Raw genomic sequence first — 15828 nt, forward strand, 5'->3', positions numbered from 1 at the left:
AGTACTGGTGCGGTTTCACCTTAAATTCACAGTGTGAAGATTGTAATGCAGGCTTGTTTCATTTCTACAGAGCAGGAAAGCAAACTGATGATGCTCAAACTATTCTCCATGATTATGGCAATACTTTTCCCCAGCGTGACATCGGCAAACAATAGCTTTCCTGATTCAGTGGTAGACACATCGCCATCATTACAAAAATGTCATGAAACCGCGATTAGTGTGATGGCATTTATCGATGTCGCTGATGCCGCCATATATCGTCCTGATTGCAGTAAACTGCCTGAAATTCGTGGCGAGAAACAACTCTCTTTTCTTTATCACCGTAGCATTAAAAGCAGTGATTTTATTGAGGCATCGGAAACGCTACTGAAGCGTAATCTAACAGCAGCTGAATATAGAAATATTGAGACAGAGTTACAACAGTTTAATGCTGCTTATGAAGATGTTAATGCAGGTGATAGTTACGATATAAGACAAACACAAGACGGTTTGTATTTATTTAAAAACGGCCGCCAACTCGCCCATAGTCCGTCATCCACACTGGCAGAATCCTACTATCAGATATGGTTTGGTGCTGACCCTTTTGATACAGATCTGAAAGAGGACTTGCTTGCGCCCATATCAAATCAACCTAACTAAGATGAAGAATCAGAAACGACTCTATGTGTCGTCCCCACTGTCTTTTTTTTCCAGACAAGTCCAGCAGCCAATATCAGCAAACCACTCATGATGCCCGGCAGGCCTTCGTAAACAGCATTGTGCAAACCAAAATAGCGCCATAATAAAGCCACAGACAAACCAATTAACATGGCAATAATGCTCAGTCGTTGACTCGGTCTGAACCCCATACATAGAGTAATAAGCAAGGGAGCAAATGCACTCGCCAGACCAGACCAGGCAAAAATGACCAGACTGAATACACTCTCTGAACTGGTTAATGCCCACAGCAAGGCAACCGTGACAATCCCAATCGTGCTCAACTTCAGAATCAAGGTATTTTCTATGTTATGTGGCAATAAATCATGGGTTACTGCTGCCGAACAATTTAAAACAAGTGAATCAGCGGTCGACATTGTCGCAGCAAACACACCAGCAAGCACCAAACCAACTAGAGCGGGAGGCAATAATTCCATAGCCATCCTGGGTAAAGCCAACTCGGCATCAAAAGAACCTGCATCGCCAAGATAAACACGAGATAACATACCTACCCCGGTAGCAAGACAATAAAATGCTGTAAACCATGAGTAATACCATAAACGTGCTCTCATCATTTTATTGCCATGACTCAAAGCCATAAAACGAATCATCACATGCGGCTGACCAATGACTGAAAAGCCAGCAAACATCCAACTCAGGGCAAATAAGACACCACCCGTTAAACCGGGAATCACTAAATCCTGAGGGAACAAATTTAGAAAACCATCGACCTTATCCATTTCAACGATCGCGGCTGAAGGTCCACCCAATGTGGTTACTGCAATGAACAACATTAAACTCATCGCCACAATCATCACCACCGATTGAGCAGCATCCGTCCAGATAGACGCCCTTATTCCGCCAGCAAAACAGTATAAGGTCACCATAATGGCGCCGATAATCGCGCCGGTGTAGGTAGGCCAGCCAAATAAAACGTGCAAAGCTTTACTGCCAGCAACCAGTTGAGCACCAGCATAAGCTAACAATAACACCAGAGAAATCAGCGCAATGAGTCGCTGCAGGACAATATCATTCTGTCCATACCAGTTACTTAATACACCGGCATAACTCGGTTCAGCACTGTCACTGGTGGCACGACGCAGACGGGAATGAACAAAAGTAGAGGCGATCAGATCGCCTAAAATCCAGCCAATCATAATCCAGATGGAAGCGAGACCTGTGGCGTATGTATAACCAATCACGCCAATAAACATATAACCACTATTATTTGTGGCTACGGCAGATAAACCAACAAGACTAGGAGGAATGTCACTACTGGCCAGGTAATAATCTTTCTTAGTGCCACGACTGAAAAAAACAGAACTCACACCAATAGCCACAAAAATGGCAAGAAATCCTAAAAAACTCCAAATCATGTCATCCTCCTTTTGCAAAAACCACCGCGCTAGGAGGCTTAACTTTCAACTGTATTTTTTAGTAATACTTCCAGTTCTGGATGTGACTTCAACGGCTCAAGCGCCGGATCATCTTTACACTGTTCACGATAGGTATCACTGCACTGAATAGCTTGTTTCAGATAACGAATAGCCTCATCAAACTGATTCATGGCGGTATTGGCACACGCCAACTGATAAAAGGCATGGCCATTTTCCGGATCAGACTCCAATGCCTGATGACAAAGATTGGACGCCCACTGTGGTTCATCAAGCTCCAGTACAGCATCCGCTTTATACGTTAAGGCTTCAACATCATAGGGTCTTATCGCCATGATCTGGTCATATACCGCAATTTTGTTACTTGGACTGGTTTCCTGTCCCGCTCTTAACCATAACGACTGCACTTCTTGTGTGTGCTCAATCTTCTCGCGATTTTCTTCGATCTGTTGTGTTTCTTTACTGAGTTGCTGCTCAATAGCATGAAGACGTTTTTCATACTCATTGATCAGGCTGTTGATTTCTTGGTCTGCCAGTGTATGAACACGCTCTTTAATTTCACGAATAGATGACCAGCCCACCAAAACTAACACTGATGATGCTGCAGCAATAAGATAGAAAAAATAGGTCACCGTATCGGTGGCATAACCGACAGCCCTGTCCGCGGCTGACAGTTCTTTATCGACAGTCATTTGAATCATTTCTGCCCGCTGAGCAGCCATATCTGTGCGTAGTTGTTTTAGCTCATCCAGCACATAGCGTTCTATAAACGGGGTATATAACGGTTCTTTTAGGTTATCAACTGACTCTCGCATCTGCTGTTCAGAAGGAATCTGTTCAGCCGCAAACAGCTGAACAGGTAACAACAGAGCAATAAACAAACTAATCGTTAAGAAGCGAGACATATGGCCCTTCCGTGATCGTGAATTTCTACCAGCACACTGTGCAGGCTCTTGATGGCATCGTCATAGTCATCTTCATTGATAATAAACTGCATATCAACCTGACGCATGGACTGATGCATGGCTAAAACACTGATGTTTTCTTTTGCAAGTGCACCAACGGTTTTTGCCAAAATACCTGGGATCTTCATATCACTGCCGATGGCAGACACAATCGCCACTTTTTGTTGATTAATTTCAGCATCAACAAAACGTTCTTGTAAGGCATTACGGATACGTTTTATTGTTTTGAGATTGGCAGAGAGATAGTGGGTAATTGTGTTGGCGTTGATATCTTTAGAGATGATATGTGCTTTAAATCTGTCTATCATCGTCAGAATTTCACGATCATAAACGTCAATATTACCCGCCATATCTTGATCAAAGAGTTCAAACGCATAGACCCCTTTGCAACCGGCAATGATCTCAACACAGGGGGTTGCACTGATATAGTCACCCGTAATTAATGTGCCGGCATGTTCAGGTTCAAAAGTATTGCGTACACGTAGAGCAATCTCATTTCTGCGTAAGCCTTTAGCCGCCTTAGGATGAATGGCTTCCATACCTAGATTAGCTAATTGATCCGCAACATCGTAATTTGTTCGGCCAATAGGTACGGCATTATCTTCACCCACTAATCGGGGATCAGCACTGCTGAGATGAAATTCTTTGTGAATGATGGCTTCACTAGCGTTGGTTAGAACAGCAATACGACTGAAGCTCATTTCACTGTAACCACGGTCAAATGTTGACATTAGACCATCATCGCTATGTGCATAACCGGTGACGATAGGCAATTGCTTTTTGAGGTCGATATCCTGAAAAGCGATTTTGATACGTTCGTCTAAAGGTAAGTGCTTGTCTGTTTGCCAGCCGGTTAAATCAACAAAAATAGCATCAATACCATCACGCTGAAGCAACTGCGTCATGTTCCATGCACTGTGAGCTTCACCAATACTGGCGAGCATTTCCCTCACGGTTTCAAGATGCATATCCAGCTCAAAGTGGCCATGCTGGCAAAGTCTTTGTAGATCAGCCAAACAGCGTTCAGCATCATCAAGACGTTCACCTATGAACTGATTAGCACGTTCAAGATTGTCAGGTTTTTTATAAAAACTTTCATTGATAGTGAAAATCTTTTGCTTTAAATCTGCTAAAGCTTGTTTCCAGCTATCATCATGTATTCCGTTTGCAAATAAACCGAACACACCGGGTTGCCCGGTTTTTTTATGCTCCAGCAACAAGTCGGTAATACCGCCATAAGCTGAAACAACAAATATACGATTGTAGAGCGAGTCGTGATGAACCGGTTTCAGAATAATGTTATCGCGCACCGCAACATAGTCGCTCATAGAAGTGCCGCCGATTTTTTCTACCGTATGAAAACTCATTGTATTCTCTCTATTTCATCCTTTTTGGATTAGCTATCTTGTTCACTGTCAAAGCAGGCAGTGAACAAGATGTTTATTGACTGTTATAGCCCGAGGTAAGGCATCGATCACGTTCTGATCGATGCCTGAGCAAATTAGTCACTAATGGTGTCTGCTTCTAGTTCATAAGCACCATCTTTGTTATGAACTTCCGTGCCATGAAGTGGTGGGTTAAACACACATGCCAGCTTCATCTCTTTAAACGCACGTAGCATATGTTTATCGTGTTTATCGAGGTTATATAAGGTACCTGGTGTGATGGCATATTTTTTCCCATCATCCAATGTTTCAACTTCACCTTCACCACTGATGCAATACACAGACTCCAGATGATTCTGATAATGCATTCTGAAATCAGCACCTTCATAGATGGTGGTGATATGGAAAGAGAATCCCATATTGTCATCTTTTAATAACAGACGGGTGCTGTCCCAATTACCATTAGGATCCACAATTTTACGGTCTGTTTTTTCTGCTTCCTGAAGTTGTCTAACAAGCATTTCATTTCCTCTTATTTGATTATTATTTGGAATAGAAACGGGTGGCGAACCACCCGTTTTCTTATAAGCAATTAAGACTGACGAGACATTTTCTCGACTTCTTCACTGACTGAGTAATCACCTTCGAAGTAATCTTTTTCTTCTGGGATATTGTCAGCCTTGGCACAAACTTCTTTGATAGATTGCTCAAGAATATCGATACCCTTTTCCAGGTTTTCTTGTGTGATGGTGAGTGGACATAAAAATTTGACCACATGATCATCGGTACCGCTTGTCTCAATGATCAAACCTTTCTGGAAAGCGTTATGCGTGATTTTTCCTGCAAGTTCACCACTAACACAATTAATTCCTCGGAACATGCCACGACCATGCGAGTTAAAGTTACCCTCACCGTATAGCTCAACAATCTTGTCAACGCGTTTGGCGATGTAGTCCCCTTTTGCCTGTACTTCTTTAGCAAAAGTGTCGTCTTTCCAATAGTTATCCAGCGCCGCTTTAGCAGTAATAAAGGCAGGATTGTTACCACGGAACGTACCGTTATGTTCGCCTGGTTTCCATTGATCTAACTCCGGCTTCATCAACACGATAGCGAACGGCAGACCGTAACCACTTAATGATTTTGATACCGTGACGATATCAGGGTAGATACCGGCTTCTTCAAAACTGAAGAAGGTACCTGTACGACCACACCCCGCCTGAATATCATCAATAATCAGCAATACATCATGTTTTTTACAGATGTCTGACAGGCTTTTTAACCAAGTTGTTGAGCAAGCGTTAATACCCCCCTCACCCTGAACTGTTTCCACAATCACAGCGGCAGGTTTGTCTACACCACTACTTGAATCTGAAAGGACTTTATCGAGATAGTTGGTCGTATCAACATCATCGCCCATATAACCATCATAAGGCATACGTGTTGCACCACTCAGGCTCACACCTGCACCACCACGATGATGTCCATTACCAGTAATCGCCAGTGAACCTAATGTCTGGCCATGCCAGCCGTTAGTGAACGAAATGATATTTTCTCTGCCGGTGTATTTACGTGCCGTTTTTAATGCGGCTTCAACGGCATTTGTGCCTGTTGGGCCAGTAAACATCACGATATAGTCTAAGTCACGTGGTTTTAATATATTGTTATTGAAACTCTCTAAAAACTCGCCTTTCGCACGGGTATGGAGATCAAGACCTTGGGTAATACCATCGTTTTCAATGTATTCGAGCAGTTTTTCTTTGAACAGATCATTATTGTGACCATAATTCAATGAACCAGCCCCAGCTAAAAAGTCTAGGTAAGCGTTCCCTTCTTCATCATAGATAAACTCATCTTTGGCACGGTTAAACATGCGCGGAAAAGATCGAGCATAAGAACGAACTTCTGATTCAATTTCATCAAAGATTTTCATAGGTTTTTTTCTCCTAGTAGTATTTTTTTATTCGTGTCCCAGCGTGTAGAAATAATGGCTTACAGCTTAAACGGACCGACTTTGACCAACATTTCCGTTTCATGTTGGCCAGCAAAATGTTGTTGGCGATCAAACATCACCGAACGGTTTAGCTGTGTGTTTAATTTATTCGCTAGACTCTCGAACAAGGCCCAAGATGCACGATTATCAGGGGTGATGGTTGTTTCGATATATTTCACGTCTTTGCAGATATCCCGTTCCAGGATATGACGAAGCATTCGACTTGCGAGTCCTTGCCCCCTTGCTTTCTCTCCTACCGCGACTTGCCAGATAAATAAGGTGTCTGGCTTTTTCGGTAATACATAGCCAGAAATGAAACCCACAAGGTTTGCGTCCATTTCTGCTGCTACTGACGTCTGAGAAAAATGACTGCTTTGTAACAAATTGCAGTACATGGAATTGGTATCAAGAGGAGGACAGGCAGATATTAAATCAAAGACGGATGCACCATCTTCTGCTGTGGGCTCTCTTAAAGTAATTGAAGCTTTTTCATGATTATCATTATTCATTTATAAATAGCTCTATTGTTTATATCTCTATCAATTATAAGTTGCAAAAAACCTGTAAATTCTACGAAAAAACTATATAAGGCATAATAAACAGTAATTTGAATAAAACTATACAGGCTGTTAATGATTTAATATATATAGTACACTAAATAAATATATTGTCCAGCCCGAGATTAATAACGTATATTCAATAGATGACATTACAGTTACATGACAACAAACAATGGCTATGCTTCCTTATTGAAGATGAGACTTATGCACACCCTGTAAATAAGATAAGAGAAGTTCATGACTATATGGCAGCGGTCCCTGTACCCGGTGCCCCTTCCTATATAGAAGGAGTACTGAACATAAGAGGCGAGATAGTCACCATTGTGAGTAGTAGGAAATTATTAGGAATTGATGAGACAGATCAGCATCGCCACATCGTTATTATTGAGTCAAAAAATGGCTTGGTGGGTATTAGCGTTGATGAAGTCGTGAAAATTACATTACTGGATTTACAGAATTTGGTGCCAGTAGAACAAAAAAATACATTGAGCCCTATCTATGCCACCTTAAAACATAAACAACAGCTAATTATATTGGCCGATTTTGAGCGTTGTTTTAATCAAATGGAAAATTATGAGTAAAACTATCGGTTTAAATTTAGATGCAGTTTATAATCTTGATCTGACTGATGAACAGAAGGATCACCTGTTGAACCAAATTGAAGAAGTATTGATTGCATTACGACGAGTTATCCGTGCAACTGATTTGCACTCTAAATATCTTGCAAAGACAACCAGCCTGACTTCTCCACAGATTTTATTGTTACAAAGTCTCAGGGATAAAGGTCAAATTACAATTGGTGAGCTTGCTAATGAAATGAGCTTGAGTCAGGCAACGGTGACGACGATTGTTGATCGCCTGGAAAAACGTGAACTTGTTTATCGTATGCGTTCTGAGTCGGATAAACGCAAAGTTCATGTACACCTAACAGATAAAGCCCTGGAAATTCTGAAAAAAGCACCAATCCCACTGCAAGAGCAATTTACCCGTCAATTTGGCGATTTACAGGAGTGGGAGCAGACCATGATTATTTCTGCGCTTAAGCGTGTGGCTCAAATGATGGATGCCCAGCATATAGATGCCTCACCAGTATTAGATATTGGTTTGTTAGACAGACATGATGACTTAATCGATACCCATACGCCTTTTCTGGAAGAAAAAGACAAGAGCTAATGCTCGAGCAATAAGCTGAGCTGAGGGACCGGCAGTGGATGACTAAAATAAAATCCCTGAAACTCGGCACAGCCTAACTTTCTTAATATGTCGGCCTGCTCACTTGTCTCAACACCTTCTGCAATGGTGCAAAGCTGTAAATTATCGGCCAATTGGACAATCGTTTGTGCTATTGCACAATCTTTACTATTGGTCACGATTTCTTCCACAAATGTGCGATCAATTTTTAGGGTATCAATAGGAAAATTCTTTAAGTAACTCAATGAAGAATATCCCGTACCAAAATCATCTATCGCCAGACGTACGCCAAGTTTTTTTAATGAGAAAAGCAGCGGAATCGTCTCTGCAGTATCTTTTAACATCGCCGTTTCTGTGATTTCCAACTCGAGCGTCTCTGGGGGTAAACCAGTTTCATCTAACGTTTTTCTTACGGTATCCAACAGGTAAGATTGGGTGAATTGTGACGCAGATAAATTAACAGCTACCCGATACGCACAACCCGACTCTTTTTGCCATTGTCTCACCTGACGACAAGCCTGCATCAACACCCAATCCCCAATCCCCAGTATCAAACCTGTTGATTCAGCAATTTCAATAAAATAGTTTGGCGTTAATAATCCCTTCGTAGGATGTCGCCAACGCAACAATGCTTCAAGACCAACAATAGCCATGCTTTCAGCATCATATTGAGGTTGATAATAAACTTCAAACTGCTGTTCAGACAATGCTGTCCGTAAATCATTCTCCATTTCTAAACGCAGTTTGAGATAATTATTCATGCTCTCAGAAAAGAACTGGTAATTATTTCTACCCTTTTCTTTTGCGTGATACATCGCTACATCAGCATGTTGCAATAGGGTCTGTACATTATGGCCATCATCAGGATAAAGGGTAATGCCAACGCTTATCGAAATATGTAGGTGTTTCTCACTAATAAAAAAAGGAGCTGAGAAAGCACCAATGAGGCGGTTAGCAATTTCAGCTACCTGCTCAACTTTACTTATATCATCAAGTAAAACGGTAAATTCATCACCCGCCAGGCGAGCAACCCGATTATCAGTATCATAATTGGCTTTGGCCACCAGATCCGAATCTCTCACACATTCACGTATCCGCTGGGCTGACTGACATAAGACTTCATCACCGATATGGTGTCCATAGGTATCGTTAATATATTTAAACCTGTCCAAATCAAGAAACATCAAAGCAAATTGCGCCTGATGACGTTTTGCACTGGCAATGGCCGTTTCTAATTGTTCAATGAATAAACGTCGGTTGGGTAAATCGGTCAGCGTATCGTAGTAGGCATAATAGGTAATTTCTTGCTCTGACTGTTTTCTTGATGTGATGTCGTGCAAAGTACCAACAATTCGCCACTGCCCATATTCAAAGCTAATATCTGTTCGCTCATTCACAAACAAAACACTGCCGTCAGAACGGATGATCCGGTATTCGATATCGTATGACTGTTTTTCATACACGGCTTGCTTGAGGGCTATAATTAATTTTGTCCGGTCTTCCGGGTGCACTTTTTTCAGAGCAGATCGTACGGTGAGATTAATTTCCTTGGAAAAACCCAACATAGCAAACATATCGGAGGAGCACTCAAGAAACTCGGACTCAAAATCCCATTCCCAGTAGACCAGATTTGCAATAGATTGGGCCTTAGCTAATTTATTTTTATTAAGACTTAACTCTTGTAAAGTCCTGTTAGCTTTCAAGATATAACGGACTCTGTGCCTGAAAAGCGGCCACTTGAGCGGCTTGGTGATGAAGTCTGTCGCACCGGATTCAAATGCTTGTTCAATATCTTCAACATCATCAAGTGCCGTGACCATCACAATGGCGCATTCTGCACCTTTAGGTAAAGCTCGCAGTCTGGCACAACATTCAAAACCGTTCATGCCCGGCATGGAAACATCAAGTAATGTGATATCAGGCTTGTGGAGTGAGAACTGGACTATAGCATCTTCACCAGAGGCAGCCTCAACAATCTCTAATTCCGTCGATGTTAATGATTGAGTCATTAACATCCGTGTGACGGGATCGTCATCAACAATCAAGACCACTTGCTTTTTGATGGTATTTGCCATCAAATCCTCCGCCATTGTCCATTTAATAGTGAAGTCAGTTCATCATAATAAGTATCTAGTTTATCTATATATATAGCAATTTGGTCAAGATTATTTTCTCGCCCTGATTTTTCTATCTCTCTTGCCAACTCAGCGATAGCTGTGGCACCGATATTCAGCGAACTGGATTTAAGTGCATGTGCAGATTTAAATACTTGCTGTGCATTTTTTTCAATAAACGCCTGTTTGATGGCTTTTATCAAATCAGGTGTATGTTGCATATAAACCTGGAATATTTGTTGTACGACCTGTTCACCATTCTCACCAGCCATCGTAATTATGTCATCAACAATCTTCTTATTAAGTATAGGTTTCACCTCACTCACTTCTCTGTAGCTATGAGCCTGTGAAACTGGCTCAATTGTTTTTCCTAGAAATCGATTGACTAAATCAATCAATTTGTTCAATTCAATAGGTTTAATTAAAATATCATCAGCACCAGCTGTATAAAAATCAAGCCTAACTTGTTCATTCGCATCAGCAGTTAACGCCACGATGGGTGTTGTAATATGTAAAAACTTTCTTAGATGCTCTGTGGCCGTCACACCATTCATCAGAGGCATGTGATAGTCCATAAATATCATGTCATATGCCTGCTCACCGCATGATGCTATTGCCTCTTCACCATTAGCTACCAACGTTACTGTACAACCCAGTTTTTCTAACAAGCCCAAAGCAACAGATTGATTGACTTCATTATCCTCTGCAACAAGTACATGATTAGTTTTTTTATCATCACCGCGTGGGTTGATTTGAACTCTTGCCTCAGGCGACGTATTAGTCACAGAGATAATATCAACAGGAATCGTGAACCAAAAACTGTTCCCTTGCGTGGAAGAGTTCACTCCATATTCACCATTCATCAACTCAACGAGATGAGCATAAATAGTTAAGCCTAAACCGAGCCCTGAGTATTGCTGATCATGCAACGGGAATTGCTGAAATGGCTCAAAAATACGTTCCTTATCATTCTCATTAATAGCTCCAGCAGAATCTTTCACTGTTAAGGTTAAAAAATGCTGTTTATCCCTTGAAAATTCGCTGACAGAAAGTTCAATATTCCCCTGCTTAGAAAACTTTATTGCATTATCAATCAAATTATTTAGCACGTTTCTGAGCATATGTGGGTCGAGCATCACTTCCATGCCAGAACATTTCATATTTAAAAATAATGTATTTTTTTTCTGATTTGCTTTGGCATAATTGGCCTCAACTACAGACTTAAGAAATCGATATAAATCAACCTGTTTAACATCAAGAGTCCATTGCTTTTCACTCAGTTTCACATAATCTTGTAACTGGTTTATCACCTCTAATAAGTGATGCGTTGAGTCATTTATCAGACTCACTGTTTCATGAGCCTTAGCCTCTGTCACATATACCTTTAACAGCTCAATATGACTAATCACTTGAGACAAAGATATTTTCAGCTCCCGGCTGATAACATTAATCATTCCGCACTTAGCATCTCCATCGTATTCAAGCCTGTTAATGGCATCAGTTAATAACTTTTGTTGCTCCGCCAACCGTAATTCTAATTGCTGTTTTTGTTCTGTCAGATCCTGCTTATCGGAGCTGAGTTTGACGAAGTTTTGCCTTAGTCTTTCAAGCATATGTCCAATACTGGTCTCTGAGCTATCAGACTCTCCCGACACTTGGAGGCTCAAACTGTTTATTGGCAAGAGATAGTGCGTTATGAATAACCAGACTAACGCCACAATACAAACAAAAAGGACAAGAATGGCGATACAGGACCAATCGAATAATCTTTTGAATGGTGCGTCAAACAAATACTTATCGACTGAAAGGTAGACACTTGCCAAAGCACTTCCGTTTTCTACTAGTGGGTATAGAAAATGAATAACATCAGAGTCTGAATAAATCTGCTTTTCACTGACTACTCCATTTTGGAGCCTTTGTTTGATGAAGGTGTTTGTAACCGATGTATTAAGATTTTGATAACGAAAAATACCCGTTCCATTTTTATCAAAAATGATGGACTGTTTGATATAGGGGTAAGCTCGCAACCATGACAAGGAACCACCTTGCTCAGCTGTCGAAACCGGTTTATCTGCCACGGTTATACTAGCTGATATAGCTTGAGCAAGCTGCTCAAGCTGTTGTTGGTTTGCTTTATCAATGAGTGATTTGTATTGAAAAACGACAGCGATCAAAAGCAGGGTCAACATCAATAAGATAGTGCCGTATCTTATAGTTAAACTGCTCTTTCTAAGCATAGAGACAGTCGTCATTTAAAAGGTGGCAAACTGGTAAATAATAATGAATTGATGAAAAGTGAATATAAGACTAAGTCAGAAAAAGGCAAATCAACTTTAGAAAGCTTATTGTCGAAAAAACTCATATTGCCCCTCCTTGTTATAAAACCATAGAATTTATGGTCAGTATGCTCAGGTCACTCTATATGTTGTCGTCCCTATCTTGGTTATATTTAATAAAAATGAAAAAGTTTATATTTTATGGTGCAGGATTAGGAATGCTTTGGTGAATCAGCTCAATTTCTGAGAGTATTTCTTCAGTTAAAATCAATTTTTCACTAGCGATATTATTTCTAAGCTGTTCCATACTAGTTGCTCCGATAATATTAGCTGTTAAGAAAGGTCGTGAATTAACAAAAGCCAATGCCATTTGAGCAGGATCCAGCTGAAAGCGGCGGGCAATCTCTACATATCGACGAGTTGCCTCAATGGCCTGAGGGTTGCTGTAACGGCTATAGTTAGGCCAGCGTGTCAAACGAGCATTTTCAGGTTGTTGATCAAGATATTTCCCCGTCAGTACACCAAATCCTAATGGTGAATAGGCCAGCAAACCAACATTTTCACGATGACTAATCTCAGCGCAACCTATTTCATACGTTCTGTTTAATAAGCTGTAGGGATTTTGCACACTAACTACCAGAGGTAAGTCCATCGATTTAGCCAAAGTAATAAATTGCATTATTCCCCATGGTGTTTCATTGGATAAACCAATATGTCGAATTTTTCCTGCTTGAACTTGTTTTTTCAAACCACGCAGCGTATCGATAATGGGAGTCAGCTTTTGCTCATCAGCCGCCTGCTGATAACCCAATCGGCCAAAATAGTTTGTATTTCTTTCAGGCCAATGCAATTGGTATAAATCAATATAATCAGTCTTGAGCCTTTTAAGACTTGCATCAACTGCCGTTTCAATTGTTGTCCCATTAAACCGGGTACCACCACCTCGAATATGTGAAACCCAATCACCGCCCGGACCAGCCATTTTACTGGCAAGAATGATGTCATCCCGCCGGCCTCTTTGTTGTAACCAATGACCAATAATCTCTTCTGTTACACCATAGGTTTCTGCACAAGGAGGGATTGCATATAACTCTGCGGTATCGATAAAGTTAATTCCCTGGCTGACAGCATAATCTAATTGCTGATGTCCTTCTGCTTGCGTGTTTTGCTCGCCAAACGTCATGGTTCCCAGACAAATACGACTGACACTCAGATCAGTATTACCAAGAGTATTGTATTGCATGCTAAACATGGCCTTTTTATATCGTTAGAAGGCATCAATCATACAGCAGCTATTCAGTTTACTTAACAAGGTATAAAAAAAGAGGGTGGCAGAAGCCACCCTACTCCAAAAAGGAGATTTACGCAGATAGGATTACTGACGTACAGGTCAGTGAACGTCAGTACAAATACGACTGCAGTATTAACGAATCTATCCATTGGAATTAACGAATGAAAATGACTTAGTGAACTGCTAAATAAGAAAAAGGCGATGATGTGACCATCACCGCCTTCTCAAAACAAGGAGTAGAAATTACACCATTGACGATAGTCTCAGGTAACGTTATGACACACCTGATAAATATTGGTTGCGAAAAAGAATGTAAAGTTATGAAAAAAATAAGCCAGCTTATCGGGAATAAGCTGGCTAAGGGTGGTTGAACTGTTAACAAGGATAGTTCGAAGTTGATACTAACAGCTTGATGCGAAAATTCTGTGAAATTGATTGAGGAGATTAGCATCATCCACGATATGAAAATAACGGTTCATGATTTGCATCAATTCTCATATCACTTTGTAATCGATAATTTTTATATATAAAAGCTATTAAAGATCATGCACTTAATATTTTCAAACAATAATAAATAGATTTTAAGTATATTTTTGGTGCAATGACTATTAATTAAGGTGCATAAAAAAGGAAACAATATGCAATCACTTGCATTGCTTAAGCCTATTCAATCTATTTTATGGAGCGTTGCTTTGCTTCTATTGGGAAATGGATTAATCAGCACTCTCCTTACCCTCCGCGGCACAAATGAAGGCTTTTCAAGCGCCACCATGGGACTGATCATGTCGAGCTATTTTATTGGGTTCGTATGTGGCACCTGGGTCAGTGGCAGACTGATTCGTCGCATGGGGCACATCAGGACGTTTGCATTCTGTGCATCTATCTGTGCTTCAGCCACACTTTTGCATATTATTTTTATTGATGCTTGGGTATGGATTGTTCTTCGTTTCTTTTATGGGCTTGCTTATATTACCCTGATGACTGTCATCGAAAGCTGGTTAAACAGTCAGGCTGCAAGCCATGAGCGTGGACGTATTTTTGCTTTTTATATGGTAGTCAATTTAGGTGCTTTAACAATTGCACAGCAAATGTTGCATATCGCTACGCCCGATAATTTTCTGCTATTTGCCATTGTGTCTATTCTGATTAGTTGGGCCATACTGCCACTGACACTCACCCGCCGAAACCAACCGATGATTAATTCGGAAAGGCCAAAAAGTAGTCTAAAAAACTTATTAAAGATCGCACCACTCTCGGTAGCTGGTTCAACTCTCTCAGGTCTGGCAATGGGCGCTTTTTGGGCGATGACACCTATTTATGCCACTGAACTAGGATACGATATCAGTGGCATCGCACTGATAATGAGTTTAACTATTCTAGGTGGCGCTGCCTTGCAGATCCCTATTGGCCGTTATTCAGATAAACACGACAGACCCAAAGTCATTACATGGGTAGTGGCATTAGCAGGGATTATTGCTCTATCCATGGCAGTGATTCCTTCTCAAACCGCCTTATTAGCCATCTTTTTTATCTGGGGTGGCTTATCTTTTTCCATCTACCCACTGTCCGTCGCTCAGCTTATTGACCAACTCCATCCTGACGAAATTGTCTCTGGCTCCTCAGATATGCTGGTGCTTCATGGTTTAGGCTGCGCTTTTGCCCCGGTGATAGCTGGTTCATTAATGACCATTATTGGTTCACAAGGCCTGCCGCTCTATATTGGAACAGTATTATTAATTTTAGCCGGATATACGGCCTATCGCCGCCGTCGCGTCGTTGATCTTGTCAGTGGAGATAATGCCCACTTCGAACCGATGGTTCAAACCAGCTCGCAAGTGCTCAGTATGATGTTTGATCAACCGCAAAGAGACTTATTTGATGACCCAAGTTTTTATGAAGAGGAAGAACGTAATCGCATCATCAATGCCTTAAGGCAAAGTGGTTCGTAATCAGATGCTCTGAGTTG

14 protein-coding genes are annotated in these 15828 nt (G+C 41.0%); 5 read left to right on the forward strand and 9 right to left on the reverse strand.

Features of this window, described 5'->3' with window-relative positions:
• Nucleotides 1–87: 87 nt before the first annotated feature.
• Nucleotides 88–639, forward strand: coding sequence for a chalcone isomerase family protein (locus tag AC13DA_RS13440; protein WP_284452108.1), 552 nt, complete (start codon nt 88–90; stop codon nt 637–639).
• Here AC13DA_RS13440 and AC13DA_RS13445 read toward each other — a convergent pair.
• The 6 genes from AC13DA_RS13445 to ectA form a co-directional block, all read right to left on the reverse strand.
• Nucleotides 636–2072, reverse strand: coding sequence for a sodium/proline symporter (locus AC13DA_RS13445; protein WP_284452109.1), 1437 nt, complete (start codon nt 2070–2072; stop codon nt 636–638). The genes AC13DA_RS13440 and AC13DA_RS13445 overlap by 4 nt on opposite strands.
• 38 nt (nt 2073–2110) lie before the next feature.
• Nucleotides 2111–2995 (reverse strand): TPR end-of-group domain-containing protein, encoded by an 885-nt coding sequence (locus tag AC13DA_RS13450; protein ID WP_284452110.1) that lies wholly within the window; start codon nt 2993–2995, stop codon nt 2111–2113.
• Complete coding sequence (locus tag AC13DA_RS13455; RefSeq protein ID WP_007145566.1) at nt 2980–4422, reverse strand: aspartate kinase; 1443 nt, start codon at nt 4420–4422, stop codon at nt 2980–2982. The genes AC13DA_RS13450 and AC13DA_RS13455 overlap by 16 nt, the downstream gene beginning before the upstream one ends.
• A 134-nt stretch (nt 4423–4556) precedes the next feature.
• The gene (locus tag AC13DA_RS13460) at nt 4557–4961 is read right to left on the reverse strand and encodes an ectoine synthase (protein WP_007145567.1); all 405 of its coding nucleotides are present in this window, start codon (nt 4959–4961) and stop codon (nt 4557–4559) included.
• 71 nt (nt 4962–5032) lie between these two features.
• Nucleotides 5033–6370, reverse strand: a complete 1338-nt coding sequence (gene ectB, locus AC13DA_RS13465) for a diaminobutyrate--2-oxoglutarate transaminase (protein ID WP_007145568.1) — start codon at nt 6368–6370, stop codon at nt 5033–5035.
• A gap of 59 nt (nt 6371–6429) precedes the next feature.
• Entirely contained in the window at nt 6430–6939 is a 510-nt protein-coding gene (ectA, locus tag AC13DA_RS13470; RefSeq protein ID WP_284452111.1) for a diaminobutyrate acetyltransferase, read from the reverse strand.
• 194 nt (nt 6940–7133) lie between these two features.
• Here ectA and AC13DA_RS13475 point away from each other — a divergent pair, with 194 nt between their 5' ends.
• Together AC13DA_RS13475 and AC13DA_RS13480 are read left to right on the forward strand one after the other, a co-directional pair.
• Nucleotides 7134–7571 carry a chemotaxis protein CheW gene (locus AC13DA_RS13475; protein ID WP_284452112.1) on the forward strand — a complete coding sequence of 146 codons (438 nt, stop codon included), beginning with the start codon at nt 7134–7136 and terminating at the stop codon, nt 7569–7571.
• A complete protein-coding gene (locus AC13DA_RS13480) occupies nt 7564–8163 on the forward strand; it encodes a MarR family winged helix-turn-helix transcriptional regulator (protein WP_007145571.1) in 600 nt (199 codons plus the stop codon). Before AC13DA_RS13475 ends, AC13DA_RS13480 begins: the two co-directional genes overlap by 8 nt.
• Here AC13DA_RS13480 and AC13DA_RS13485 read toward each other — a convergent pair.
• The 3 genes from AC13DA_RS13485 to AC13DA_RS13495 all read right to left on the reverse strand — a co-directional run bounded on the left by AC13DA_RS13485 (nt 8160) and on the right by AC13DA_RS13495 (nt 13814).
• Nucleotides 8160–10256, reverse strand: a complete 2097-nt coding sequence (locus tag AC13DA_RS13485) for a two-component system response regulator (protein WP_273181993.1) — start codon at nt 10254–10256, stop codon at nt 8160–8162. The genes AC13DA_RS13480 and AC13DA_RS13485 overlap by 4 nt on opposite strands.
• Nucleotides 10256–12484, reverse strand: coding sequence for a response regulator (locus tag AC13DA_RS13490; protein ID WP_284452113.1), 2229 nt, complete (start codon nt 12482–12484; stop codon nt 10256–10258). The genes AC13DA_RS13485 and AC13DA_RS13490 overlap by 1 nt, the downstream gene beginning before the upstream one ends.
• Nucleotides 12485–12770: 286 nt before the next feature.
• Entirely contained in the window at nt 12771–13814 is a 1044-nt protein-coding gene (locus AC13DA_RS13495) for an NADP(H)-dependent aldo-keto reductase (protein WP_284452114.1), read from the reverse strand.
• A 254-nt stretch (nt 13815–14068) separates the two neighbouring features.
• On the opposite strand from AC13DA_RS13495, the gene AC13DA_RS13500 reads away from it, so the two are divergent.
• Nucleotides 14069–14233 carry a hypothetical protein gene (locus AC13DA_RS13500; protein WP_284452115.1) on the forward strand — a complete coding sequence of 55 codons (165 nt, stop codon included), beginning with the start codon at nt 14069–14071 and terminating at the stop codon, nt 14231–14233.
• A gap of 267 nt (nt 14234–14500) precedes the next feature.
• Nucleotides 14501–15811 (forward strand): MFS transporter, encoded by a 1311-nt coding sequence (locus AC13DA_RS13505; protein ID WP_273181998.1) that lies wholly within the window; start codon nt 14501–14503, stop codon nt 15809–15811.
• The last annotated feature ends 17 nt before the right edge of the window (nt 15812–15828 follow it).

The sequence above is a fragment of the Methylophaga sp. F-2 genome (genome assembly GCF_056859315.1).